Annotated in this window: 22 protein-coding genes; all 22 read right to left on the bottom strand. The window is 41.3% G+C overall.

From position 1 onward, the window contains the following. Nucleotides 1-205: 205 nt before the first annotated feature. Nucleotides 206-1,954 (bottom strand): ABC transporter ATP-binding protein, encoded by a 1,749-nt coding sequence (locus SM12261_RS03545; protein WP_001254284.1) that lies wholly within the window; start codon nt 1,952-1,954, stop codon nt 206-208. Nucleotide 1,955: 1 nt separating this feature from the next. Next, the gene (locus tag SM12261_RS03540) at nt 1,956-3,680 is read right to left on the bottom strand and encodes an ABC transporter ATP-binding protein (RefSeq protein WP_000681728.1); all 1,725 of its coding nucleotides are present in this window, start codon (nt 3,678-3,680) and stop codon (nt 1,956-1,958) included. Between the two features lie 60 nt (nt 3,681-3,740). Beyond that, nucleotides 3,741-4,679, bottom strand: a complete 939-nt coding sequence (msrB, locus tag SM12261_RS03535) for a peptide-methionine (R)-S-oxide reductase MsrB (protein WP_000818182.1) — start codon at nt 4,677-4,679, stop codon at nt 3,741-3,743. A 212-nt stretch (nt 4,680-4,891) separates the two neighbouring features. Continuing rightward, complete coding sequence (gene thrB / locus SM12261_RS03530; RefSeq protein ID WP_000692425.1) at nt 4,892-5,761, bottom strand: homoserine kinase; 870 nt, start codon at nt 5,759-5,761, stop codon at nt 4,892-4,894. A gap of 1 nt (nt 5,762) precedes the next feature. Beyond that, complete coding sequence (locus tag SM12261_RS03525) at nt 5,763-7,049, bottom strand: homoserine dehydrogenase (protein WP_000216346.1); 1,287 nt, start codon at nt 7,047-7,049, stop codon at nt 5,763-5,765. A 151-nt stretch (nt 7,050-7,200) separates the two neighbouring features. Continuing rightward, the gene (gene mecA, locus SM12261_RS03520) at nt 7,201-7,938 is read right to left on the bottom strand and encodes an adaptor protein MecA (RefSeq protein ID WP_000782682.1); all 738 of its coding nucleotides are present in this window, start codon (nt 7,936-7,938) and stop codon (nt 7,201-7,203) included. A gap of 206 nt (nt 7,939-8,144) precedes the next feature. Then, the gene (tarQ, locus tag SM12261_RS03515) at nt 8,145-9,179 is read right to left on the bottom strand and encodes a teichoic acid biosynthesis protein TarQ (protein ID WP_000461491.1); all 1,035 of its coding nucleotides are present in this window, start codon (nt 9,177-9,179) and stop codon (nt 8,145-8,147) included. Next, nucleotides 9,172-10,641: an O-antigen polysaccharide polymerase Wzy family protein gene (locus SM12261_RS03510; RefSeq protein ID WP_004238693.1), complete on the bottom strand. Its 1,470-nt coding sequence runs from the start codon at nt 10,639-10,641 to the stop codon at nt 9,172-9,174. The genes tarQ and SM12261_RS03510 overlap by 8 nt, the downstream gene beginning before the upstream one ends. 15 nt (nt 10,642-10,656) lie before the next feature. Then, nucleotides 10,657-11,643, bottom strand: a complete 987-nt coding sequence (locus tag SM12261_RS03505) for a glycosyltransferase family 2 protein (protein ID WP_000446965.1) — start codon at nt 11,641-11,643, stop codon at nt 10,657-10,659. Between the two features lies 1 nt (nt 11,644). After that, nucleotides 11,645-12,748: a glycosyltransferase gene (locus tag SM12261_RS03500; RefSeq protein WP_000225887.1), complete on the bottom strand. Its 1,104-nt coding sequence runs from the start codon at nt 12,746-12,748 to the stop codon at nt 11,645-11,647. Beyond that, a complete protein-coding gene (locus tag SM12261_RS03495; protein ID WP_001061995.1) occupies nt 12,738-13,583 on the bottom strand; it encodes a LicD family protein in 846 nt (281 codons plus the stop codon). The genes SM12261_RS03500 and SM12261_RS03495 overlap by 11 nt, the downstream gene beginning before the upstream one ends. A gap of 120 nt (nt 13,584-13,703) precedes the next feature. Then, nucleotides 13,704-15,014, bottom strand: a complete 1,311-nt coding sequence (locus SM12261_RS03490; protein ID WP_000032338.1) for an LCP family protein — start codon at nt 15,012-15,014, stop codon at nt 13,704-13,706. After that, nucleotides 15,011-15,859: a prephenate dehydratase gene (gene pheA, locus SM12261_RS03485; protein WP_000686445.1), complete on the bottom strand. Its 849-nt coding sequence runs from the start codon at nt 15,857-15,859 to the stop codon at nt 15,011-15,013. The genes SM12261_RS03490 and pheA overlap by 4 nt, the downstream gene beginning before the upstream one ends. Further along, complete coding sequence (locus tag SM12261_RS03480; RefSeq protein WP_001151349.1) at nt 15,856-16,332, bottom strand: shikimate kinase; 477 nt, start codon at nt 16,330-16,332, stop codon at nt 15,856-15,858. Before SM12261_RS03480 ends, pheA begins: the two co-directional genes overlap by 4 nt. Beyond that, entirely contained in the window at nt 16,325-17,608 is a 1,284-nt protein-coding gene (gene aroA, locus SM12261_RS03475) for a 3-phosphoshikimate 1-carboxyvinyltransferase (protein ID WP_004238699.1), read from the bottom strand. The genes SM12261_RS03480 and aroA overlap by 8 nt, the downstream gene beginning before the upstream one ends. Before the next feature lie 91 nt (nt 17,609-17,699). Next, nucleotides 17,700-18,038, bottom strand: coding sequence for a YlbF/YmcA family competence regulator (locus SM12261_RS03470; RefSeq protein WP_000065969.1), 339 nt, complete (start codon nt 18,036-18,038; stop codon nt 17,700-17,702). 10 nt (nt 18,039-18,048) lie between these two features. Continuing rightward, complete coding sequence (locus SM12261_RS03465; protein ID WP_001140859.1) at nt 18,049-19,152, bottom strand: prephenate dehydrogenase; 1,104 nt, start codon at nt 19,150-19,152, stop codon at nt 18,049-18,051. 9 nt (nt 19,153-19,161) lie between these two features. Beyond that, on the bottom strand, nt 19,162-20,328 hold the full coding sequence (aroC, locus tag SM12261_RS03460; RefSeq protein ID WP_001269850.1) for a chorismate synthase: 1,167 nt from the start codon (nt 20,326-20,328) through the stop codon (nt 19,162-19,164). Nucleotides 20,329-20,337: 9 nt separating this feature from the next. Further along, nucleotides 20,338-21,405, bottom strand: a complete 1,068-nt coding sequence (aroB, locus tag SM12261_RS03455; protein ID WP_000702141.1) for a 3-dehydroquinate synthase — start codon at nt 21,403-21,405, stop codon at nt 20,338-20,340. Between the two features lie 18 nt (nt 21,406-21,423). Beyond that, the gene (locus SM12261_RS03450; protein WP_000762510.1) at nt 21,424-22,278 is read right to left on the bottom strand and encodes a shikimate dehydrogenase; all 855 of its coding nucleotides are present in this window, start codon (nt 22,276-22,278) and stop codon (nt 21,424-21,426) included. Further along, nucleotides 22,268-22,945 carry a type I 3-dehydroquinate dehydratase gene (aroD, locus tag SM12261_RS03445; RefSeq protein WP_000767784.1) on the bottom strand — a complete coding sequence of 226 codons (678 nt, stop codon included), beginning with the start codon at nt 22,943-22,945 and terminating at the stop codon, nt 22,268-22,270. Before aroD ends, SM12261_RS03450 begins: the two co-directional genes overlap by 11 nt. Beyond that, nucleotides 22,942-24,105 carry a class I SAM-dependent rRNA methyltransferase gene (locus SM12261_RS03440; RefSeq protein ID WP_001079971.1) on the bottom strand — a complete coding sequence of 388 codons (1,164 nt, stop codon included), beginning with the start codon at nt 24,103-24,105 and terminating at the stop codon, nt 22,942-22,944. The genes aroD and SM12261_RS03440 overlap by 4 nt, the downstream gene beginning before the upstream one ends. Nucleotides 24,106-24,225: the final 120 nt, after the last annotated feature.

Raw genomic sequence — 24,225 nt, 5'->3', positions numbered from 1 at the left:
TTCACCTTGCCGTAGATATATGTTACTGACTTCGTCAGTCTTATCTACAACCTCAAAACAGTGTTTTGAGCAACCTATGGCTAGCTTCCTTGTTTGCTCTTTGATTTTCATTGAGTATTACAGTGAATAATTTTTCTAGCTATTGTAACAAAAAAGTCACCCGAAGGCAACTTTTTTCGTCCATAAAATTTCAAAAGAGAAAGGATTATTCAGAGCTAAAAGATGCAGCTTGCTGCATTTGGTAATACTTACCCTTTCTAGCTATGAGATCCTGATGATTCCCATACTCAACAATGTCGCCATCCACTAAGACTAGAATCATATCCGCATCCTGAATGGTTGACAAGCGGTGGGCAATGATAAAGCTTGTACGTCCCTTCATGAGTTTGGCAAAGGCATCCTGTACCAGCACTTCTGTCCGCGTATCAATGGAGGACGTCGCCTCGTCTAAGATAAGAATCTTGGGAATAGCTAGAAAAACTCGGGCTATGGTCAAGAGCTGAGCCTGACCGACAGAGAGAGATTCTCCAGCATTTTCCAACTTGGTATCGTAACCCTGCGGCAACTGTTGGATGAAAAAGTCTGCATTGGCTGCTTTGGCAGCAGCAATCACTTGCTCCCGACTGGCATCAGGATTTCCAAAGGCAATATTGTCATGAATGGTCCCTTGCTTGAGCCAGGTTTCTTGGAGCACCATGCCAAACTGCTGACGTAAAGAGGCACGACTATAGTCATAAATGGATTTCCCATCCAGCAAGATATCTCCCGAGTTAATGGGATAAAAACGCATGAGGAGATTGATAAGGGTTGATTTTCCAGCACCTGTCGGACCAACAATAGCCACCTTGCTACCAGCTGGAATATCAATAGATAAATCCTTAATCAAAATCTTTTCAGGATGGTAACCAAAAGAGACATGTTTAAAGGAAATAGCTCCTTTAACTTGGTCACTGGTCAAGACTTCCTTACCAGTTTCAGCCAGCTCAGTGCTATCTAAGACAGCATAGACACGCTCTGCGCAAGCAAGAGCACTTTGCAATTCGGCTAGAACTGAGGAAATATCGTTAAAGGGCTTAGTGTACTGTTGGACATAATTCAAAAAAGTCACTAAACGCCCGATAGTCAAGGTAGAGCCTATCATTATACGATAAGCTCCCACTCCAGCTAGAAGCGCATAAATGAGCGCATTTACAAAGCGAGTCGAAGGATTAACTGTTGAAGAATAAAAGATAGCTGACTGAGAATAACCTGCATAATTGGCATTAGCCTCGTGCAGCCTTTGGATAAACTCTTCCTGAGCATTAAAGGACTGGATAATGGTCTGCTGGCTCAACGATTCTTCAATTAATTGTGTCTGAATCCCCCTCGTCTCTGTTTGCTTCTGGAAGAGATGATAGGATCTCTTGGCAATAAAGCGTGAAATTACCATAGACAGTGGCGTCAACAGCAAGACCAAAAGAGTCATGAGGAGATGAATTTGAATCATGGCTAGAATGCTGACTAAAATCATCAAGACACCAATAAAAAATTGGTTAAATATCATGGTCAAACCAGCTGCCAACTGCTCGATGTCTGTGGTCACACGACTGACCATCTCTCCACTTCCTTGACGATCCACAAAAGCAATCGGTAACCGATGAAGCTTATGTATGATTCGCTCTCGCAAGTCTCTGGTATAAGAGAAGATTAGGCGATTATAAATAAGAGGATTTATCCATTGTACCAGTGTATTTCCTATGACTACCAAAATCATCTGTAGGAAAATCTGCCAAAAAACTGGTGAAGAGCCAGTCACTAGGACTTGGTCGATGACCTGTCCGATTAAGATTGGTAGGTAAATCGACAAACCAACCTGAGCAATAGTTCCTAGAAAGGCTAGGAAAAGGAGGAAGGGATGGCTTGCTAAATCTTTTGCCAAACGTTTGAGCGTCTGGTTTGCAGTTTGTCGTCTCATACTAGTCCTCCTTACCATGTTGGGATGCATTGATTTCGCGATAAACTTGACTGGATTTCATCAAGTCCTCGTGATTGCCGATAGCTAGGAGCTCACCTTTTTCCAAGAGGAGAATCTGGTCTGCCATCTGAAGCGTCGAAGTCCGTTGAGAAATCAAAATTAAGCTCGTGTTTGGTAAGTTCTCTCGAATAGCTTTCAAGAGTTTGGACTCGGTAATGGTGTCGAGAGCTGAGGTCGCATCATCTAGGATGAGAAATGAAGCTTGGCGCAAGACTGCTCGTGCGATAGACAGCCTTTGTTTTTGACCGCCCGAGAAATTTCGCCCTCCTTCCTCAACTAGGGCATCCAAGAGTCCTTCCTTTTCACTGACAAAATCCTTTGCTTGCGCAATTTCCAAGGCCTGCCAGAGTTCTTGGTCAGATAGTTCTTGATCTAAACCTATAGTCAAGTTGGAACGAATGGTTCCTTTAAAGAGTTCGACTTTTTGGGGCACATAGGCAATCCAAGACCGCCACTGCTTCAAATTAAGAGGACTACCTCCATCTCGATAAAGGTCAATGCTCCCCTTGTCTGCTGGATAAAGTCCAAGGATGAGTTGCACCAAACTTGATTTACCAGAACCCGTTCCCCCAATGATACCAAGGATTTGCCCTTGCTTCATATCAAAGGAAATGTCTCTCAGAGAAGGCTGGGCCGCATCAGGATAGGTAAAGGTCAGGTCTTGAACTTGTAAAACCTGATCACTTGTAGCTTGCTTTTGTTCTAATTCTGAATGGAGGTCTTCTGGAGCTTCGGCAAAGACTTCCTCAATTCGCTTAGCTGAGATATAGGACTGGTTGAGAGAATTTATCAGCATGGCTAGCTTGACCAATTCCACCAAAATCTGTAAGAGATAGTTGATAAGGGCAATGAGAGTACCTTGACTGAGCAATCCTCCTTGAATAGAAACATATCCCTTCCAGATAATAATAAGGAGAGTTCCATTTACAATCAGATAGGTCAGAGGTGTTAATAAGCTAGACCAGAAACCTGTTTTTTCTTGCAATCTGGCATAAACTTGGTTAAGGGTCTGAAAAATCTGTAACTCTCGTCTTTCTTGTCCAAAAGCCCGAATAACCCGCATCCCTTGTAATTGCTGGCGCGTTTCTTGAACTAGTTGATCTGTTTTCTTTCTGAGACTACTGTAGAGAGGATTAACCAGTTTAGAAAGCACTACAATAACAATGGTCAAAATGACAACCATGACCAAGAACCAGAAAGTCAGCTCAGCTGAGATGCGATAAGCCATAAAAATGGCACCAAAAACGATAATAGGCGCTCGCAAAAAGAGACGCAGGAATTGATTGATACCAGTCTGAATCTGGTAAGTGTCCGAAGTCAAGCGAGTGATCAAGCTAGAAGTTGTCAAACGGTCTCTGCTGTCCTTAGGTAAAGACAAAATATGACGATAAAGATCGTTTGTCAATTCCTTGGCAAAACCTACCGCTGCATTAGCTGAGTAAAACTGGGCTATTAAGGCCACTACAACACCAATTACTGCAAAGCTAAGGAGCAGGCCAATCTGCATCCATAGATGACCTTGATTTCTTTGGGGCAAGGATTGGTCAACAATCCCAGCAATCACCATGGGAACCAAGAGTTCAAAAACAGCTTCTAGCAGCTTGAACAAGGGAGCCAAAATTGATTCTTTGATATAGGGTTTAAAGTAAGATAGTAAGTGTTTCATAAATCCCTTCTATTCGTTTTCTAGAAATGAAGAAAGTGGGAAGCACCCACCATCTCTGATTTATTTGTTTAAGTAAGGTAGTAGATAGCCATATCCTTCCTCTTCCATCTCATCCTTGGATACAAAACGCAAGGATGCAGAATTAATACAGTAACGCAGGCCACCTAACTCCTGAGGACCATCTGTGAAAACATGACCCAAGTGAGCATTTCCTGACCGAGAACGAACCTCGATTCGCTCCATTCCATGACTCATGTCCTTGTAATAGTGAATCAACTCTTTGGAAATCGGACGGCTGAAACTTGGCCAACCACAACCTGAGGCAAACTTATCCTTGGCAAAAAAGAGTGGCTCACCCGTTGTAATATCTACATAAATCCCTTCTTCAAAGGTTTGGGCATAGGCATTGGTAAATGGAGTCTCTGTAGCAGCTTCTTGGGTAACACGATAGGATTCTTCTGATAAGCTTTCCTTTAAAACCTCTTGGCTAGGCTTTTCATAGTTTGCTGCATCAATCAATGGCTTCTCAGCATCGGTCACATCGATATGACAGTAACCTGAAGGATTCTTCTTAAGATAGTCTTGGTGGTAATCTTCAGCCAGAATGTAATGACGTAGTTTCTCCACCTCTACTGCAATCTTTCGCCCAAGCATGCGCTCCTGCTCCTGCACCACTGTGTAGATAGCTGGCAAATCAGCTTCATCTTGGTAATAAATTCCGGTCCGATATTGGCGACCACGGTCATTCCCTTGTTGATTGATAGATAAAGGGTCGATGACACGGAAATAATAAAGCAAAATCTCTCTGAGTGACACTGCTTTCTCATCGTAAATCACTTGAACTGTTTCTGCATGGTCTGTTTCCTTGAGCAGCTGGTAATTGGTCGTTTCGACTTGTCCATTAGCATAGCCAACACTGGTTGCTAGCACTCCAGAAATGCGTGAAAAATACTCCTCTAGACCCCAAAAACAACCACCTGCTAGATAAATTTCTGCCATCTTTATTTCTCCTTTATCAAGTCTTTAACTAATACTCTTCGAAAATCTCTTCAAACCACGTCAGCTTCCATCTGCAACCTCAAAACAGTGTTTGAGTATCCTACGGATAGCTTCCTAGTTTGTTCTTTGATTTTCATTGAGTATAAACTTCTTTTCAAAAAAAGGATAGGAAGCCCTCTGGTCGAGAGTTTCCCCATCCTATCTTCTATTCTTTATTTTGCTTCGACACGAACACCTTGGGTATCAACCTTCAAGTCATGCAGTTTTCCTTTGAAGGGTTGCTTTTCCAATTCTGCCTTAATCGTTGGCATCTTGTCATGAGAAGCCAAGACCATAACTGTCGGCCCAGCACCAGAGAGGTAGGTTGCATAGGCACCATTTTCTTTGGCTACTTGCTTAATCGTCGCAAATTCTCTCACCAAGTCCTGACGATAGCGCTCGTGGAAGAGGTCTCCCTCGATTGCTTGCCCAGCAGTCGCCATGTCTCCTGCCAACAAGGCCGCAACCGCCACATTGGCGATAGAACTAGCTGCAACAGCTTCCTTGTAAGACAATTTTTTAGGCAAGACACCACGGCTGTCTCGAGTACGCAATTCATAGTTGGGAATGTAGGCTAGGAAATCACACTCTGGAAAGTCTGCTACGATAGCAGAAACTTGCCCTTCAACAGAGCTTGCAATAACGAGATTACCATAAATGGCTGGAGCCACATTGTCTGGATGTCCTTCAATCTTGGTTGCTAACTGTAATTTTTCATGATCAGACAAGTTGAGCTGACCCAGTTGGTTGGCTAGTTCAATCCCAGCAACAATAACCGAGCTAGAAGAACCCAAACCACGCGCCAAGGGAACATCACTGGTCATTTTCAGGCGTCTAGGTTTCAAATCTGGTACAATTTGCAAGGCGATTTTGAGCAAGAGATTACGCTCGTCATGTGGAATCCATTTGCCAATCTGGTGTTCAATCAGCCACTCATCCCGTTCTTCACAGACCTCTATTTGAAGATACTTGGTTACAGCTACACCGACCGAGTCAAAACCTGGCCCGATATTGGCACTGGTTGCAGGTACAATAATCTTCATCTTATTCTCCTAGCACCTTGAAGGTATTCAAGAGGTCGAATTCTGAAACCTTCTTCAATTCAGCTGAGACATTTTCAAGCTGGGCTTTATTAATCTTGTGTGTGATGATCACAACACGCGCCTTATCACCTTCTTTGCCATCTTGGAGGATTTGCTTGAAGGAAATATCTTGAGCGTTGAAGATTTCAGCCAATTTCAAGACCTGACCTTTTGAGTCTGGAGCCAAGATTGAGAAGTAGTAATTTGCTTTAACGTCTTCAGGATTAGCCAAGACCAAGTCACGGCTATATTCGTTGAAGTCTTTGCCAATGGTACCATCATTCAAGCGACGAACGATACGGACAATATCCGCCACAACACTTGTTGCAGTTGGTTTTTGACCAGCACCTGGTCCGTAGTACATAGACTCACCAATACCGATAGATTCTACAAAGACAGCATTCATTACTCCATTCACACTGGCAAGTGGATGCGCTTTAGGAAGGAAGGTTGGAGTCACTTCTGCAGCAATTCCTGAAGGAGTTTCCTCAATAGAACCAACCAATTTCACTACATAACCAAGCTCTTGAGCTACAGCTACATCTTCTGGTGTGATGTTACGAATTCCCTTGTGGGCTACGTCATCGAAGGCAACCTTCATGCCAAAGGCAAATTGGCTCAAAATCACCATCTTGTAGGCTGCATCAATCCCATCTACGTCATTTGTAGGGTCACTTTCTGCAAATCCAAGTCTTTGTGCTTCTGCAAGAGCATCATCGTAAGACCAGCCTTCTTCGACCATCTTGGTCATCATGAAGTTGGAAGTTCCGTTGACCACGCCAAGCACGCGCGTGATTTTATCAGAAGCCAAGGAATTTGCTAGAGTGCGAAGAATTGGAATCCCACCAGCTACTGCTGCTTCGTAGTAAAGTGCTACCTTGTTAGCTTTAGCAATTTCTAGCAATTCTGCGCCATGGACAGCCAAAAGGTCCTTGTTAGCAGTAACAACGTGTTTCCCAGCTTCCAAGGCACGAGTGATAAAGGTCTTAGCAGGTTCGATACGCCCCATCAATTCCACTACGATCGTAATGTCTTGGTCTGACAAAATATCATCCACATTTGTTACAAAGTTAAAGTCATTCCCTGCTGCAAGCAAGCGATTCTTTTCATCTTCATCCTTAACCAATACCTTAGCAACTTCAATCTCTGAATGTGCTGATTGATTGATTTTTTCTCCATTTTCCTTTAGGAGGAAAGGCACGCCACTTGCAACGGTACCAAATCCTAGTAAAGCAATTTTAACTGTCATGTTTGTCTCCTTGAAATTTTCTAATATAGCCATTATAACAGAATTTTGTGAAAATTCCTATTATAGTAATTCACTATTTCAGTCTAGAAAAGAAAAAACGAATCATATGATTCGCTCTTCTTAAAATCTAGAAATAGCTTTCCAGAAAGGATTATCCAATCTTTTGCAGATTGAGCACTGCATCGTGATTCAGCAAGACTTGGCCATACTCTTGCAAGACTGAACGACTGATATCACTATCTTCCGCAAACTCGCGCATACGGGCCAAGAGCCAAGCTGGATATGGACTTGGATGATTTTCAATATCCACTAAAATGGTCAAATAATAGCGCTCATTCATCTTGTAGAGTTCAGAAGTTTCCATCTCAAAAGTCACTGTCTTGGCAAAAGCCACCAAGTCAGCTAACTTAGAAAAAGAAAGGATGTAATAGATGTACGGCTCTTTCTTGCTTTCACCTTCTTGTTCAGCCTGCTCTTGCTCTTCCTCCTTGGCTTCAACCTGCTCTAGAGATTGAATCGCTTCGATATCATCCTTGGTTTTGTCTGCGATGCTTTTTTCCAAGGTTTTGATAAATTCATCTGGAGACATTTGAGCCAATTCTTCCATATCTGGTAAATCCGATAAATCTTCAAAATCTAGATTTTGATCAATCTTTGATTTGGTTACAAAGACATCTACCTTATCAGGTTTTGGAGTCACACGGAAGCTCAACATACCTGTATCTAGGAAGCTATCAGGCATCTCTAACTCATCCAAGATAGCATAAAAGAACTCTTCTGTTTTTTCTTGAGGAACGAGAAAGTCAGCAATCTCCATTCCTCGATCCATCAAATCCTCTAAAGACATCGTGATTTTTAAAGTTGTATCACTGATTTGTTTCATTTTCATTGCTAGTAACCTCATACTTTCAGTTCTATCTATTATACTAGATTTTTACGATTTTATCAAAAGAAGGCTCCTTTGTCGATATAGATTTTCCATAGGGTAACTTCTGTAGAAGACCCTAATACTCTTCGAAAATCTCTGCAAACAAATAGAAAAAGCCTTCAAAATCGGCTCTTAGCCAACTTTGAAGACCTAATACATCAGAAAGCTTATAGTTTAAAGGTTGCTACACCGAGGATAGAACGATTTAAGTTTCGAAGAATTTGAAGACTTTGTTCAAATTTCTTATAACGAGTCACTCCGTATTCTTCAACAAGAAGGACTGTATCTCTTTCTAAAAGAGATGGTACATCTTGTAAATCTACAAAATGCATTCCTTTCAAAGCCTCTTGATTTTGTTTTAATTTATCCAGAATAGCTTTATTTGAGCTAACGATAGTCAATTCTTGTCCAGCATTTTTGTATGATAGAATATCTGCTAGATTAGCAATTGTTGTAATCTCTGTTACAAAATCAATTTGATACTGAGAAAAATCACCTGCTCTATTGATTGTTGGGTTAAAGAGATAAACCAATACATTTCCCATCACAACCAAAATCACACAAACTACTCCAATAACAGCTAGACGAAGAATCAGATTCTTGACGTTTAATCCAAGCGCTGTCTCACCGTTTGCGTTCAATTCTTTAGAGTTGATGGTTTCCAATTTTTCAATTTTCACGTTTGCATAGGTATTTTTAAATTTATCAACCAGTGCATCGATCTTTTTCTCTAACAAGTCGTTGGCATCTTTACTTGGTGTCAAAATTTTCACACTAACCCCTGCATCGTCAATCATATAGTAGACAGTCAATTTTTTCCACCAATAGTCACTTGTAGAATTTTTCAAGGTTGTCTCTGTCGTATCCAATTCACTGGCAATTTTTTTCAACTCACTAGGCTCTACATCATTGAAAAGATAAGCTCCATTCAAATTCCCATCAATCAATTTTCCGTAGAAATCACTATAACCACCAATTTGATGATTCAAAATCGTTTTAGCTGAATCTTCTGGAGGTGTGATTTTATAGCTGATATAAGTTGAATAACTTGTTGTGTCTTTGACAGTATTTTTATTCTTAACTGCTTTAATTGTAAATGGTACAGCAATGAGAGCAAATAAAGCGATGAGAGCTAGAATATTTGCTTTTCGTTTTTTGTATAGATTTGCAAACAAATCAGCTACTGAATAATGTTCAAACATGATTTTTTTCTCCTTTGTTTAGTAGATACTGGTTCTCTTTTGTAAGCATTTTCGCTACGAATATAATCACAAGAACAATTCCCCAGAATTGCATTGTAAATAAATTGAAGAAACTTTCTGAAAAGCTACTTCTTGGCATAAAGAATAGATTATTCAAAATGAGTAGGGACAAGGCAAATAAGATTGTTCTTGAACGATAGGCTACTTGCAACATGGCTATGAATAGCATACCTAGCAAGAGACTAAGTAGAAAGACTCCTATCATACCATAGTCGGTATACAACTCCATAATGTAGCTACTTCCGATACCATGTCCTTTCAAGTATTCCTTGTTCAAGACAAGATAGGATAGATTATGGGCATAACTATTACTATCAATAGCTAGTTCCACACTATTGGTTGTATGTTCAAAGGCTTTTCCTCCGAAAATGGCCCCTAAACTTCCCCTTGCAAAATAATCAATAACAGGACCAAAAGTAAAATTGCGTAAATCTCGGTAAGGTAGGCTACTGTTAAATAGAAAACCTCGAGCCAAAACACCAAAACTGGTTCCTTGTTTATAGATAAAGTCAAGCAGGATATCCCAGAAACCTGTATGGGAAACCTGGACATTATCCCGTACATAATTGAGTATTCCCATCGCTAACATGAGAATAGGAGAACCTACAAAAATCGCTAACTTTTCTTTAAATCCAATCCATTTTCCCTTTTCTGTTTGCTCCCGCATAAAGTAATAAACAAAAGCAAATAGAATACTTAAAATAAAGGGATTTCGTGTCCCGATTGCCAAATGAATGGTATTGGCTGCAATAAAGGAGACAAGCACTGCTGTTGCCTGCAATTTCTTTGGCTTGGTTGCCAAATACATACACATTGCATAGACCGTAAATGTTGATAAGATATAGGTAAAATAGGGCAGTTTACTTTCAAAATTTGCATAGTAGGCATAGTAGGAAGTCTGCAAGCGATACAGGAGCCGTTCAAATAAGCGAATGAAATAGAAAGGATAGGTTAGAAGAAAAACTCCTAGCGATACAAAGCGCAACCGCTTGATGTAAACCTCTTTTAGAGAACTTCCTATCTTGGGTACTTGTATTTTCTTTCTAGCTATAAAATAGCGAGCTAGGAGCCCCCCTGTGGTCAATCCCAATATCGAAACCATGACGACTATAAAGGCAAAGCGATAGGCTATGGGATGATAGGTATCCAAAGCACCATCCCTAAAGTAATCAATGGTCGGCCTTGATACCAGAAATACAAAAATAGTTAAAAAGAAAATAAAATGGATTAAGTAATACTTGATATCATTCCAACAAGCAATTAAGCTACTAACCAGTAAGAACAATAAAGTAGAAAGCAAGCTAACATTGTTATTATTAAACAGATACACAATTCCACTTACTATCGTCAAGGCATAGCTGACTATGGTCAAACTAAATAATAATCGTTTTCCATCAATCACTTACTCACCCCCGTTCTAATGTAATTTTTTAGATTTTTCAATATTTTTTAGTAATAAGAATCGGTATAAGGAAATATTTATGAATAGAGCCAAAACACTAATTCTTCTCCCCTTACGGAAAATTGGATTCCTAGCAATAGCAAAGGCATGGCCTTTTAAAAAACGATGAATCTGAGAATAGGCTTCAAATTGTTTATACTGATCATCTAGCAACATCTTATCCAGAATAAAGAAGTGGGCATAGGCCAATCTGAAAAAAGCAACCTCTTTCAAGTCAGGATAGTTTTTCACAACTTCATTGTAAAACTTTTGGTAGATATCAATATAGGCTAAATCCTTCTCTGCATAGGGTTTAGTCGTAATACTATCCCCTCTATGGAAATAGTAATAATAGGGTTTGGTATTAACAACGTACTTCTTGGTCAACTTGATTAAATCAAAATGATAATAAGCATCTTCGTAAATCAATCCCTTTGGAAAGGATAGTGCAGTTGCAATCTCTCTCTTGATTAGCTTATTGCAAATCGTCCCAGGTATTTTTTCACCTATGAGGTATTCCCTCAGAAATGTTTGAGAATCACAGACAAAATAGTCATCCTGATTGGTTGATTGTGGGCTTTCATCATTAGCATAGACATTCATGACACCACAGCTCGAAACATCCGCATCTTCTTGAATTAATTGCTCATATAAACTCTGAATCATTTCTGGATGGATATAATCATCTGAGTCAATAAAAATCAGATAATCCCCGTGGGCCTGCTTCATTCCATCATTTCGTGCTTGCGACAATCCTTCATTCTTTTTATGAAGTACTGACACCCTGTCATCTTGTTCAGCGATTGAATCACACAAGTGACCACTCTCATCTGTTGCACCATCATCAACAAGAATAATTTCCAGATTTTGATAGGTCTGCTCCTGAATGGAAGCTATCGATTTTTCTAGGTACTGCGCCACATTATAGACTGGCACAATGACACTAATTAATGCAGTTTCCATGCTACTCCTCTAATAGTTTTTCTACTTGTTCGATTTGTTTGGCAATTGTAAATTGTTGAATGAATTGGCTAGCCTCATTGACATCAAAGTTTGAGGCAGAGGTCATGTAGTTCGTAATTGCCTGAGCTGCCTCTTGATTGCTCTCAATGATTTGTCCAAATCGTCCTTCTTGTGATAGTTCCTCAGCCCCTCCGACATCCGTAGAGACAAAAGGAAGTCCCAGACTCAAGGCTTCCACATACACTCCAGGAAAACCTTCTTGTTTAGACATAGACAAGAGAACCTTCATCTGAGATAAATACTGATAAGGATTTTTTTGATAACCAAGGAAATGTACATAGTCTTCAAGCTCATATTCTTTAACTCGTTTTTTCAGTTCCTCTTCCATATCTCCAGCCCCGATAAAATAGAGATGATAGTTTTTTCCCTCTTGGTGTAATAATCGTATCACTTCCACCACACGGTCAGAACCCTTATTTTCCTCAATCCGTCCGATAGTACAGATACTTTGAGGCGCAATCTCGATATCGATCTTCTCTTGAGATTTTTCTAAAATAGTCTTAAAATCATATCCATTGTAGACTGTCTGTAATTTCGAAGCATAATCTGGATAGACTTCCTTGATAGAATTGCTGGTTTTATTCGAAATTCCTACAATGGTATCCGCAGCATCCAACTGGCGTCTATGTGACTCCCTTTTTGAGCTATCCTTAAGAAATTCTTCGATACTTCCATGAATCCAAGAGATTTTCTTGACTTCTTTTCTTTTAGAGAACAACAGTGGAGGATTCATAATAGTAAAAGAAACTTCAACATCATAGTCATCTTTCACAAGCAAACGACGGGTCAGTCTTGGAAAATAAATTCTCATTCTCCACAAAAGAGCTCGAATCCATCTGGCTTGGCGATAATCCTGAAAGGATTTTAAAATGCGTACATGCTTGGGAACAGATTCATATCCCTTATCAAAATGTTCCATTTCAAGAATATCAATATCATACTTTTCTGGATCTAGATTTGAAACAATGGTAGATAGAATCTTCTCTGCGCCACCCCCGAGAGAAAAAGACCACATAAAAAATAATATTTTTTTCTTAGCCACCATATTCTCCCTTGTATTCTGTATAAGACTTATCCATATCAGCGATGACAGCATCATGATGTGGTACTTGCTTGTCTGCTGGTGGAGGTGTCATATAATCCCCAAAAGCAGTGCTGAGATAAGCATCATAGCCGACTGGAACGGGCATCTCTGTCTCTTCAAATGGCAAGAAAAGATTATCCTCAAAAGATTCGATTAGGTACTTGTTTCTCATGTAACCAGGACCCGAGCATAATTCCGTGATTCCATCGCTCTCAGCTAGACTGTACTTGGTCATTTCTTTTTCAGCTTTTTTCCAAATACGATAACGGAGAGATTTTGGAGTCAACCCCAGTAAAATACGGCTTCCCCACTTCATAAGTGCGCCATGTTTTTCTGGAATAGTTTGCGCACAAAAAAGAGAATAAATCAAGGCCCAACGAACCTGTTTTTTCCGTTCAGCTGGATTTTCAGGATAATAATCCAAAGGCAACACATCCAAGGCCAGACCATGTGGCAATTCTAAATCCTGCTGATAAGGTTTGATACAGGTCGTTTCCTTATCACGAATGGTAATAAAAAGATTGCGGTCGACAAAATCCTTGTTACTCTTCGACAAGAAATAACGTTCATCTGCATAACGAGGCCATAATTCTGCCAATTTTTCATAATCCTTACGGGGCATAAAAAAATCTAGATCATCATCCCAAGGAATAAAACCCTTGTTTCGAAGGGCACCAATAGCACCTCCACCACAGAGATAACAAAGCAAATCATGTTCTTTACAAAAGGCCACAAAATATTCAGCCATCTCCAGACTTCGAGCCTGAATAGCTTTTAAATCAGTCATATTGTTCATTATTCTTTCTATCGTATCGTTCCATTATACCACAAATAAGGGATGAAAATCTATTGCAGACTGTAAAAAATCAAAGCCTGACTGCTAGATACATAGCCTTCAAACTTTGATTTTTCTATCTTATCTCATTCCCATTTGAGATAGCTTGGTTTGATATTTATTTTGGTCTACTAAGAGTGCCTGTCCTCCATAGACATCATAGGCATCGACCCAATCACCTAGTTCTGGAACTGTTAATCTCTCAATACCATTTTGCGCTCCATCTAGGAAGGATAAGCCATTGGTCAATAAGAAACTATAGGGAACATTCGTAGAGGTCATACCAAAGACCTTACCTAATGCTTCTGATCCAGTAAAGAGTTTAGTTGGATCCTTGAGTTGTTGCAGAACAGCTGTCAACACTTGCTGTTGTCTCTTGGTACGACCGTAATCACCTTCATCATCATCACGGAAGCGAGCATAATTTAGCAAGGTTGAACCGTTCATCTGCTGTTTCCCAACTTTGATAGTCTGAGTTGGTGACTCTGTTTCCGTAGCATGTAAATCATCTCCGACTGTAGCTTCGGTTAAAGGTTGACCTTCTAAGGTTGAGAATTTGGCATCAATCGTTACACCGTCAGGGAAGAGAGTGTCAATAGCAGTTGCGAAGGCCTGGAAATCTACCAAAGCGTAATATTTAATATCCAAGTCAAAATTGTCTTTTAGGACTTTTCGAACCATTTCTGCCCCTTTTTGCCCCTCTTGTTCCCCCAACTCATAGGCTACATTTAACTTATTATCGGACTGCTTTCTACCATTAATGACTTGACTGTATCCGTCTATATAGACCAAATTGTCACGCATAAAGCTGGCCAGTTTGATTTTTTTATCTGAGCCACCAACGTTTAGAACCATAATCGAGTCCGTTCTCGTCTCAGCACTGTTTTGGCCAATCCGTCCATCCGTCCCCATAATCAAAATATTGACCCCATCCTTGGTATCTTGACCATGAAAAACTTCTACTTGAGCTGCCTTAGCATTGGCAGGTTTGGTTGGATCCGCATTTGAATAACCTTTTAGGAACATAAAAATCATACCAAAACCAACACAGGCTAGAAGAGCAAGCAATCCTGCAAAAATGCGACCCCAACGAATCTTACGTTTTTTGGACTTAACCTTTGGATGAGAATGAGTTTTCTGGTATTTTTTTGCACGACTACGGTTACCATAGGATGGAAGAGGAGACTGATTGACTGGCTCCATGAAAGACTCTTCCATATCGTGATTTTCATTATAAATTTCTGGTGAAACTTCACTACCACTAGCCATATTTAACTTACCTTGCAAGTAAGCAAACTCCTTTTTCTCTCGCTCATTGAGGTAATGAATGTTCTTAAAAAGATAGTCATAACGCAACTGCTCGTGATGGCTTAAGGGATTTTCTTTACTCATCTTCTCTCCTTTCCATGGTCTGATATTGGATAAATGGGATAGGCACCCAGAACTTTATACTGGATTCCAATCGCTTCTAATTCTTTTTGGGCAAAGTGGACCAAGTCCTTATCAGCATAGTCCACATCAATAATGAAAAAGTATTCTCCCAGCGCTGTCTTGAGTGGCCGACTTTCAATTTTTGTCAGGTCAATTCCTCTCCAAGCAAAGGTCGACAGGGCCTTATAAAGTGCACCTGGAAGGTTGTCCGGTAAGGTCAAGGCCAAACTCATTTTCTCAGTTTGTGCTTGCAAGGGAATGGCTGCACCTTCAGCTCCCAAAACCCAGAAACGTGTGAAATTAGCTTCCATTTCTTGAATATCTTCAGCAATCAGTTCTAAGCTATATTCTTCAGCAGAACTTCTTGGTGCAATGGCTGCATAAGGCTGGTCTGGATGTTCGGAAATAAAACGGGCCGCATAAGCTGTACTAGCTGTTACCTCAATTTGGGCCTCTGGATATTGTTCATCGATGAATTTCTTTCCTTGAGCCAAAGCCTGAGGATGAGAAAAAATCTTTTCAATCTTAGTATGACCTGGAACCACCATCAACTGCTGATGAATAGGCTGAACGATTTCTGCCACTGCTTGAATGCGAGCCTGATGAAAAAGGTAGTCCAAGGTTTCATGAACACTACCCTCGATAGAATTTTCAACTGGCACCACAGAATAGTCCACTAATCCTTGCTCATAGGCCTTGATGACATCTGTAATGTTGGCAAAAGCCTGCAATTCCTCCTGAGGAAAAGCTGTCTGCACAACGTGGTGTGAAAATGATCCCTTGGGACCTAGATAAGCAATTTTCATCTCAGTTCCTCTATAATTTCCTCTGGGCTTAGCTTGGTCACATCCAAAATCCGACTAGCCACTTCCTCATACCAAGCCTGTCTTTCTTGGAAAATAGCTGCAAGTTCTTCCTTGCTATTATTTAGAAAAAGCGGACGCTGATTGTCCTTATCAGCTGCGATACGGTGGTAGAGGGTTTCAAAATCAGTTTTCAGGTAGATATTATCAGAATTTGTCTTTAGTAAGTCACGATTTCGCTGAGAAATAACCACTCCTCCGCCAGTTGACACAACTTTGTCTCTTTGTAGTAACTCAGCTAGGATTTCTGACTCTACCTGACGAAAAGATTCTTCTCCCTTTTCCGAGAAAAATTCCGCAATAGACATGCCTAAGCGCTTCTCTATCAGAGCATCCATATCGAGATAAGCTGGATCCAAGCCTCTTGCAATAGTCGATTTGCCAGCTCCCATAAAGCCTAATAACACCTTAGCCATGAATCAAGTTCTCCAAATCATCAAAGAAGCTAGGATAGCTGGTATTGATGGCTTCTGCACGATCAAGCTCCACTTCTCCTTCAGCAACCAAGAGGGCCGCGATAGCCGTCATCATGCCGATACGATGGTCTCCAAAAGTATTGACTCTAGCACTGTTAAGGGCTGATTTTCCTTTGATAATCATTCCATCTGCCGTAGGAGTAATATCTGCTCCCATACTATTTAAGGCGTCTGCCACAACCTGAATGCGGTCTGTTTCCTTGACCTTGAGTTCCTCAGCATCCTTAATAACTGTTACACCTTGAGCTTGGGTCGCAAGTAGAGCGATAATGGGCAATTCATCAATCAAGCGTGGAATCAAAGCGCCACCAATCTCTGTTCCTTTCAAGTCAGAAGACTCAACAGTCAGGGTTGCAGATTTAGCGACTGGGTCAATTTCAGTAACTTCTAATTTTCCACCCATGGCGCGAATGACATCAATGATACCTGTACGCGTTTCGTTGATGCCCACATTTTTAAGCACCACACGAGAGTTTGGAACAATCAAACCTGCGACCAACCAAAAGGCTGCACTGGAAATATCTCCTGGTACGACCACCTTCTGTCCTGTCAATTTTTGTGGCCCTTGGACTGTGATTTTCTTACCGTCCACACTTAAATGACCACCAAATTGTTGCAACATATCTTCAGTATGATTACGGGTGCATTCTTTTTCGATAATCACTGACTCCCCCTGAGCTTGCAAGGCCGCAAACATCAAGGCTGACTTCACTTGAGCAGAGGCAATTGGCAATTCATAATGAATAGGTCTTAGGTTTTTCGTCCCTTTTAAATGAAGGGGAGGCAGGTCTCGCTCAGTTTGCCCTGAAATACTGACACCCATTTTTTTCAGTGGAATAGTCACGCGGTCCATAGGACGTTTGGAAAGACTATCATCTCCAAACATTTCTACTTCAAAGTCTGCACCAGCAAGAACACCTGAAATCAGGCGAATCGAGGTTCCAGAATTTCCCATATCAAGGGCATTTTGCGGAGCTTTTAAACCATCCATACCTACACCTTGAATGGTAATAACCTCATCTTTATCCTCAATCTCAACACCAAGGTCACGAAAGACTTGCATGGTCGAAAGAACGTCTTCACCTCGCAGAATATCATAAACCTTGGTCTCACCCTCAGCCAAACTTCCAAAGATAATAGAACGGTGACTGATAGACTTGTCACCTGGAACTCGGATACTGCCATGTAAGTGGCTAATGTTTGTTTTTAGTTTCATACTGGACCTCATACTTGCAATACTTTTACCTATTTTATCATAAAAAGCCAGAAATTCCTTAAAAATTCCTGACTTTATGATAGTTATTTTCTTATTTTAGCAATTCTGAAACTGGTTCGAAAACAATTTTTTCAATGTCAGAAAGGTAAATTGCCAATTGTTGTTGCTTGGTAAAGAATTCTGACAAGAGGCTATTCCCTTGAATCTGCTTGCCAAAGCCTTCCATTTTCGCTTGAAAGGAAGCGTCTGGCATTTGACCTGTCTGTGCTAGTCTTTGAATTTCCTCTTGGAAAGCAACATATTCTGTAAAAATTTTGCTTGCCTCAGCATCTGCTGCAATCGCATCTTTAGCTGCTTTGACAGCCTTGTATTCTGGTAATTCGCGTAGACCGCGACTGAGTTCATTTGCACTATCGTAAATATTTGACATGATTTTCTCCTTATTTAATGACGACTGTGTAGTCGGTATTTTCTGTTATGAGATGCTCAGCTCGTTCCAAGTCTTGAGCATTTTTAAATGAAATTTGTAGAATCCCGTGAATATCTTCACGGTTTTCCTCATTGATGTGAATATTGACCAAGGAAGTTCCACGTAGTAGTTCCAAAATCCTCAAGATGACATCTTCTTCATCAGGAACATCTACATAAAGGTCATAAGAGCTATCCACACCGCCACGCTTATGGATTTCCATAGCCTGACGTTGCTCACGCGCTTGGTTGAAAAAGTTCCAAATCTGCTCTTCATCTCCCTTGCTAATGGCTTGTCCAACCTCATCCAAACGTTCCTTAAAATCCTCAATCCGCTCTAGGATAGTCTCACGATTAGACAAGAGAATAGAGGTCCACATACCTGGTTCGCTTTCCGCAATCCGAGTCATATCTCGAAAACCACCGGCCGCAAAACGCCTTGCCATCTCATGTTCTTGAGCATAGACTGCCGTCTGCTCCATGAGACTAGAGGCTATAATATGAGGGAAATGGCTGATCTGAGAAGTTACCCGATCATGCTCCTTGGCATCAATCTCGATAAAACGGGCATGAAGACCTGAAAGCAAGTCCCTCATTTCCTCAAGCGTGTCCTGACCTGTCAGACTCGAAGGTGTAAAGATATAATAGGCATTTTCAAAAAGATTGACATCCGCAGAAGCAGCCCCCGTCTTATGACTACCAGCCATGGGATGGGCCCCGACAAAGCGAACAGGTTTGCAAGCCAAATATTGCTCCGCCGCATCCACAATGGCTGACTTGGTCGAACCAGCATCTGATATAATCACGCCTTCTTTCAAGTCCAAGTTAGCCAATTCCTTAATGAAAGCAATAGTTTGTTTGATTGGCAAGCTGAGAATAATAATATCCGCAAGAGGAGCAAAACTGGCAAAATCATCTGTTGCACGGTCAATCATGCCCTCTTTCAAGGCGACATCTCTCGAAGCTTGACTGCGATTATAACCTACAATTTCATAATCTGGATGATCGCGTTTGATCCCGAGTGCCATAGAGGCACCAATCAGACCAAGGCCTGCGATATAGACTGTTTTTGCCATAGGAACTCCTTAATAGTTCTTTGCATACTCTCGATGTTTGGATACCGCTTCTTTTAATTCCTCTAGATTGTCTGATGAGAATTTTTCAAGGATTTCTTGTGCCAGAACCGTTGCCACAACAGCTTCCATGACCACTCCTGCAGCTGGAAGAGCAGTCGGATCACTTCTCTCCACAGTTGCCTTGTAGGGTTCATGGGTTTCGATATCCACACTCATGAGTGGTTTGTAGAGAGTAGGAATGGGTTTCATCACGCCACGAACAACGATGGGTTGCCCATTGGTCATACCACCTTCAAAGCCCCCTAGATTGTTGGTACGACGAGTATAGCCGTCTTCTTTAGACCAGAGAATTTCATCCATAACTTGGCTACCTTTGCGGTAACCAGCTTCAAATCCAAGGCCAAATTCCACCCCTTTAAAGGCATTGATAGAGACAACTGCTTGGGCAAGTCTGGCATCTAATTTTCTGTCCCATTGGACATAGGAACCAAGACCAACTGGAACACCTCCAACGACTGTCTCCACAACCCCACCGATGGTATCACCGTCACGTTTGATTTGGTCAATATAATCCTTGATTTCCTGTTCCCTTTCTTGGTTGACAATAGAAACTTCAGACTGGGCAGCTCTTTCCTTAATCTCAGCAACTGTCAGATTCTCAGGAACATCGATTTCCTTGCCACCAAAGACCACGACATGGTTAGCCATTTCCATATCCAGCTCAGCCAAGATGCGTTTGGCTACTGCCCCAACTGCCACCCGCATGGTGGTTTCACGAGCAGATGAGCGCTCCAAGGAATTACGCAAATCATCAAAACGGTACTTGATGCCCCCAACCAAGTCGGCATGACCTGGACGTGGATGGGTGATTTTCCGTTTGCTTTTAAGGCGGTCTTCAATGTCCTCCGCAGACATGATATCCAGCCATTTTTGATGGTCCTTATTGACGACATCCATGGTAATGGGAGCCCCAGTAGTCCTCCCATGGCGAACACCCGAAGTAAAGATAACTTGGTCGCTCTCAATCTTCATACGACCACCGCGGCCGTATCCACCCTGACGACGTTTCAAATCCTCATTGATATCCTCAGCTGTCAAAGGAAGTCCAGCTGGAATTCCCTCAATGATAGCTGTCAGACGGGGGCCGTGTGATTCTCCTGCAGTTAAATATCTCATACACTCTCCTTATTTTACCAAGTAGTCTTTCATCTCTTCCAGAGAAACTGGGTGAATAGTCGCTGAACCAAGCTCTGGTACCAAGACCAATTTCAAGGTATTGCCACGTGCTTTCTTATCATGAGTCAAAGCCTGATAAAGCTTGTCAACATCCCAGTTTTCATAATCAACAGGCAAGCCAAATTTCTGACACATCTCTATAATAGACTGGGTTATTCCTTCTGGCATGAGACCTTTTTCCTCAGCAACCTTGGAAATCTGTACCATACCCATAGCCACAGCTTCTCCATGCATGACTTTCCCATAACCAGCCGTTGCTTCAATGGCATGACCAATAGTATGGCCAAAGTTGAGGTAAAGGCGTACACCATTGTCCAGCTCATCCTCAACCACCATCTTGCGCTTGACCTGACAAGAATGTTCAATCAAGATCTCTGCATGCTCCAGAATGCTCTCAACAGAACCATCCAGCTCCGTCAAAATTTTCCACAGTTCTGGATCCTCAATCAAGCCATATTTGATAACTTCACCCATCCCTTCAATCAACTCTCTTTTTCCAAGCGTTTCAAGGACAAGTGGATCAATCAGAACCCCATCTGGCTGGGCAAATGTCCCCACCATATTTTTAGCAAATGGAGTGTTGACACCTGTCTTTCCGCCGATAGAAGAATCCACCTGAGCTGTCAAGCTGGTCGGAATCTGAACAAAATGAATGCCCCGCATATAGGTAGAGGCTACAAAACCAGCCAGGTCCCCAACGACACCGCCACCAAGAGCCACGATTCCATCGCTACGAGTCAACCCCTGCTTAACTAGGAATTCATAGACTTTCTGAACAGTAGTTAAATTCTTTCTTTCTTCCCCTTCTAAAAAGTCAAAAACTGCTACCTGAAAACCAGCATCTTCTAGGCTGAGCTTGACCTTCTCTGCATAAAGAGAAGCTACATGGTTGTCTGTTACAATGACTACTTTTTGAGGTTGCCAGAGCTCTCGCAACCATTGACCAGCCTGAGCCAGACAGCCTTTTTCAATCTGAATATCATAAGGATGGTGAGGAATATCGATTCTGATTTTCATAGGAGAATCTCCCTTTCTTTATTGGTATTTTTCTGTTAAAGACTGCCAAATCTCTTCCGTTGGCATTTCCTTTCCTGTCCACAGTTGAAAAGCTTCTGCAGCTTGATAGAGCAACATTCCCAGACCATTGACTGCTGGATTGCCCTGACTTCTGGCCCATTTCAAAAATGGTGTTTCAAAGGGTTTGTAAATGATATCTGCTACTAAGAGAGTTTCTGATAGGACAATGTTTTCAGGAACTGGAGATGATTGACCATCCATGCCCACACTGGTCGCATTGACAAGTAAATCCGACTCAGCAATCCTTGCTTGCAGTTCAGAAACATCTTCTAAAGCATACAAGTCCACTTTAAAGCCTGTCTGCTCCTGTAACTTGTTCAGGTAAGGTCTTGTTTTTTTCATAGAAACTGAACGAACAAAGACAGAAATCTGACTGACACCATCCAAAATAGCCTGTGCCAAGATTGATTTAGCCGCACCACCTGCACCCAGCAGGGTCATCTTCTTACCTGAAATTGTAAAAGAAGGCAAGCTCTTAAAAAATCCCTTGCCATCTGTATTATATCCAATTAAATTGCCATTCTCATTGACAACCGTATTAACCGCACCAATCAAGCGCGCTTCATCGCTCAGCTCATCCAAATAAGAAATCACTTGCTCCTTATAGGGCATAGAAAGGTTAATTCCAAACATCTGGTAGCGACGAATATTGGCCACTGTTTCTGCCAAGTCACCCGCTTCAATCTCCCAAGCCACGTAAGCACCATTGGTATCTGTCGCCTCAAAGGCACTATTGTGAATAAAGGGGGAAATAGAATGCTTAATAGGATTAGCAACAACGGCAGCTAAACGTGTATAGCCATCAAGCTTCATCCAAAATCTCCCGAATTTTTTTCATGTTAGCTAAGGAAATCTGACCTGGGGCACTTGCCTCATCTAGACTAGCAAAAGACCAGCTAGAACCCGTCACATCCGCAGTGATACGAGAGACCTTGCCCACCTTGCCCATAGAAATGGTCACATATTCCTGCTCAGGATTGAGGATTTTAAAGCCTCGTGTATAGTTCATCAAGTCTAGCACATCCTGCTCCGTGTGAGCCATCACCGCAACCTTAACAAGTTTTGGATTTAAGCTCGTCAACTCTGACAAGATTTCCATCATATTTTCAGGTGTTTCTTGGAAATTATGGTAACTCAAAACGAGATTTGGGAAGTCCAGCATTTCCTCAAAAACATCCTTGTAGCTATAGTACTCAAAATCAATATAGTCTGGTTGATAGAGTTGTGCCACTTCCTTGATTAGATGGATATATTCTTCTGGAGAAAGGTCGATTTCTCCCCCTTCAGAGCGAGTTCGCAACGTGAAAACTAACTCACGGCCAGCGAATTTTTCAAAAATAGCTGGAGCCACCTGCAAAATCGCTTCCTTAGGCAGATAGTCGGCACGCCATTCAATGATGTCGGCATCTAGGTACCTCGTGACATCCAGAGCCTGGACCTCCTCTAAACTTCTTGGCATTACTGAAACAATTAATTTCATTTACTAACCTTCATACTAATCACCTTGAGGTAATTACTACTTTCATCTTTTTTATTATAGGCAAAATCTGCTGGAAGACCGTATTTATTTAAAATCTGGTAACTTCTTCCTGCAAAGCCTTTATCAATTTGTTCTGTAAATTTCTGGCGGGATACATTGGCAGCATTGGTGCTGGCAATAATAATACCGCCCGGATTTAAAATCTCAAGACTTTGGGATATCAACTTATGATAATCCTTAGCCACAGAAAATGTTTGTTTTTTGTTCCGAGCAAAGCTAGGCGGATCTAGGACAATCACATCATAGGTCAAGCCTTTTCGCTTGGCATACTTGAAATACTCAAAAACATCCATAACTATAAAACGATGGTCGTCTGTGCTGATTCCATTAGCCTGAAAATGCACTTGAGACAATTCTCGTGAACGTTTAGCTAGGTCAACCGAAGTAGTCTGGCTTGCTCCTCCCATGGCCGCAGCCACTGAAAAGGCTGCTGTGTAGGAAAACATATTGAGCAAGGATTTACCCATAGCCAATCCATCCACTAAACTACCGCGAACTTCATGCTGGTCTAGGAAAATCCCTGTCATCAAGCCATCGTTCATAAAGACTTGATACAGAACACCATTTTCCAAAACAGTGAAAAAGTCAGGTGCTTCTTGACCATAAACATGGGCAGATTCATAGTCCAAACCCTTAAAACGGATCTTCTCATATGCTCCTAACACCTCAGGAAAAACCTGTCTAAAAGCTTCTGAGATGGTCTGACGAATCTGATAAACATAAGAGTTATACCAAGAAAAGACAGCATAGTCGCCATAAAGGTCCACTGTCAGACCTCCAAAGCCATCTCCCTCTTGGTTGAAGAGACGAAAGGCAGTAGTCAAATCATCTTGATAGTAGGCACTTCTCTTTTCTTTAGCTTGTCTAAACAGTGCTTCAAAGAAAGCTTGATTGAAGGTCACCTTGTCTGTGCTGACAAACCAGCCCAAGCCTTTGTTTTGCTGAGAAAGGTAGGCAGTCCCAAGAAAGGTTCCTTCCTGACTCTGCACTTCTACTTCCTGATCCTTGAGATTGATATTCTCAAGATCGCTGGCTTCTAGTAAAACTAGTCCCTTTGAAAGCTTTTTTTCAACCCTTTTGTTGACTCTTATTCTATTCATAGTCACTATTATAGCAAATTTTGTGACAATTCTCAAAAAAGAAACTACCCTTGCTTTTTTACTCTAGTTTTAAAAAATGGTATACTAATACTAATAAAAACTTAGGAAGTAATTGTGTGA

The sequence above is a fragment of the Streptococcus mitis NCTC 12261 genome, assembly GCF_000148585.2.
In the GTDB taxonomy this organism is placed as follows: Bacteria; Bacillota; Bacilli; order Lactobacillales; family Streptococcaceae; genus Streptococcus; species Streptococcus mitis.
This window is presented reverse-complemented; position numbering and strand designations above follow the sequence as displayed.

Coding starts and splice junctions, on each gene's coding strand:
- SM12261_RS03500 (WP_000225887.1), bottom strand. CDS start 12,748: ATGGTGGCTAAGAAAAAAATATTATTTTTTATGTGGTCTTTTTCTCTC.
- SM12261_RS03505 (WP_000446965.1), bottom strand. CDS start 11,643: ATGGAAACTGCATTAATTAGTGTCATTGTGCCAGTCTATAATGTGGCG.
- SM12261_RS03525 (WP_000216346.1), bottom strand. CDS start 7,049: ATGACAGTTAAAATTGCTTTACTAGGATTTGGTACCGTTGCAAGTGGC.
- SM12261_RS03490 (WP_000032338.1), bottom strand. CDS start 15,014: ATGAGTAAAGAAAATCCCTTAAGCCATCACGAGCAGTTGCGTTATGAC.
- thrB (WP_000692425.1), bottom strand. CDS start 5,761: ATGAAGATTATTGTACCTGCAACCAGTGCCAATATCGGGCCAGGTTTT.
- SM12261_RS03465 (WP_001140859.1), bottom strand. CDS start 19,152: ATGGCAAAAACAGTCTATATCGCAGGCCTTGGTCTGATTGGTGCCTCT.
- tarQ (WP_000461491.1), bottom strand. CDS start 9,179: ATGTTTGAACATTATTCAGTAGCTGATTTGTTTGCAAATCTATACAAA.
- aroC (WP_001269850.1), bottom strand. CDS start 20,328: ATGAGATATTTAACTGCAGGAGAATCACACGGCCCCCGTCTGACAGCT.
- SM12261_RS03495 (WP_001061995.1), bottom strand. CDS start 13,583: ATGAACAATATGACTGATTTAAAAGCTATTCAGGCTCGAAGTCTGGAG.
- pheA (WP_000686445.1), bottom strand. CDS start 15,859: ATGAAAATTGCTTATCTAGGTCCCAAGGGATCATTTTCACACCACGTT.
- aroB (WP_000702141.1), bottom strand. CDS start 21,405: ATGAAAATCAGAATCGATATTCCTCACCATCCTTATGATATTCAGATT.
- aroA (WP_004238699.1), bottom strand. CDS start 17,608: ATGAAACTAAAAACAAACATTAGCCACTTACATGGCAGTATCCGAGTT.
- msrB (WP_000818182.1), bottom strand. CDS start 4,679: ATGGCAGAAATTTATCTAGCAGGTGGTTGTTTTTGGGGTCTAGAGGAG.
- SM12261_RS03440 (WP_001079971.1), bottom strand. CDS start 24,105: ATGAATAGAATAAGAGTCAACAAAAGGGTTGAAAAAAAGCTTTCAAAG.
- SM12261_RS03480 (WP_001151349.1), bottom strand. CDS start 16,332: ATGGCTAAGGTGTTATTAGGCTTTATGGGAGCTGGCAAATCGACTATT.
- SM12261_RS03540 (WP_000681728.1), bottom strand. CDS start 3,680: ATGAAACACTTACTATCTTACTTTAAACCCTATATCAAAGAATCAATT.
- mecA (WP_000782682.1), bottom strand. CDS start 7,938: ATGAAAATGAAACAAATCAGTGATACAACTTTAAAAATCACGATGTCT.
- SM12261_RS03545 (WP_001254284.1), bottom strand. CDS start 1,954: ATGAGACGACAAACTGCAAACCAGACGCTCAAACGTTTGGCAAAAGAT.
- SM12261_RS03450 (WP_000762510.1), bottom strand. CDS start 22,278: ATGAAGCTTGATGGCTATACACGTTTAGCTGCCGTTGTTGCTAATCCT.
- SM12261_RS03470 (WP_000065969.1), bottom strand. CDS start 18,038: ATGTCAAATATTTACGATAGTGCAAATGAACTCAGTCGCGGTCTACGC.
- aroD (WP_000767784.1), bottom strand. CDS start 22,945: ATGAAATTAATTGTTTCAGTAATGCCAAGAAGTTTAGAGGAGGTCCAG.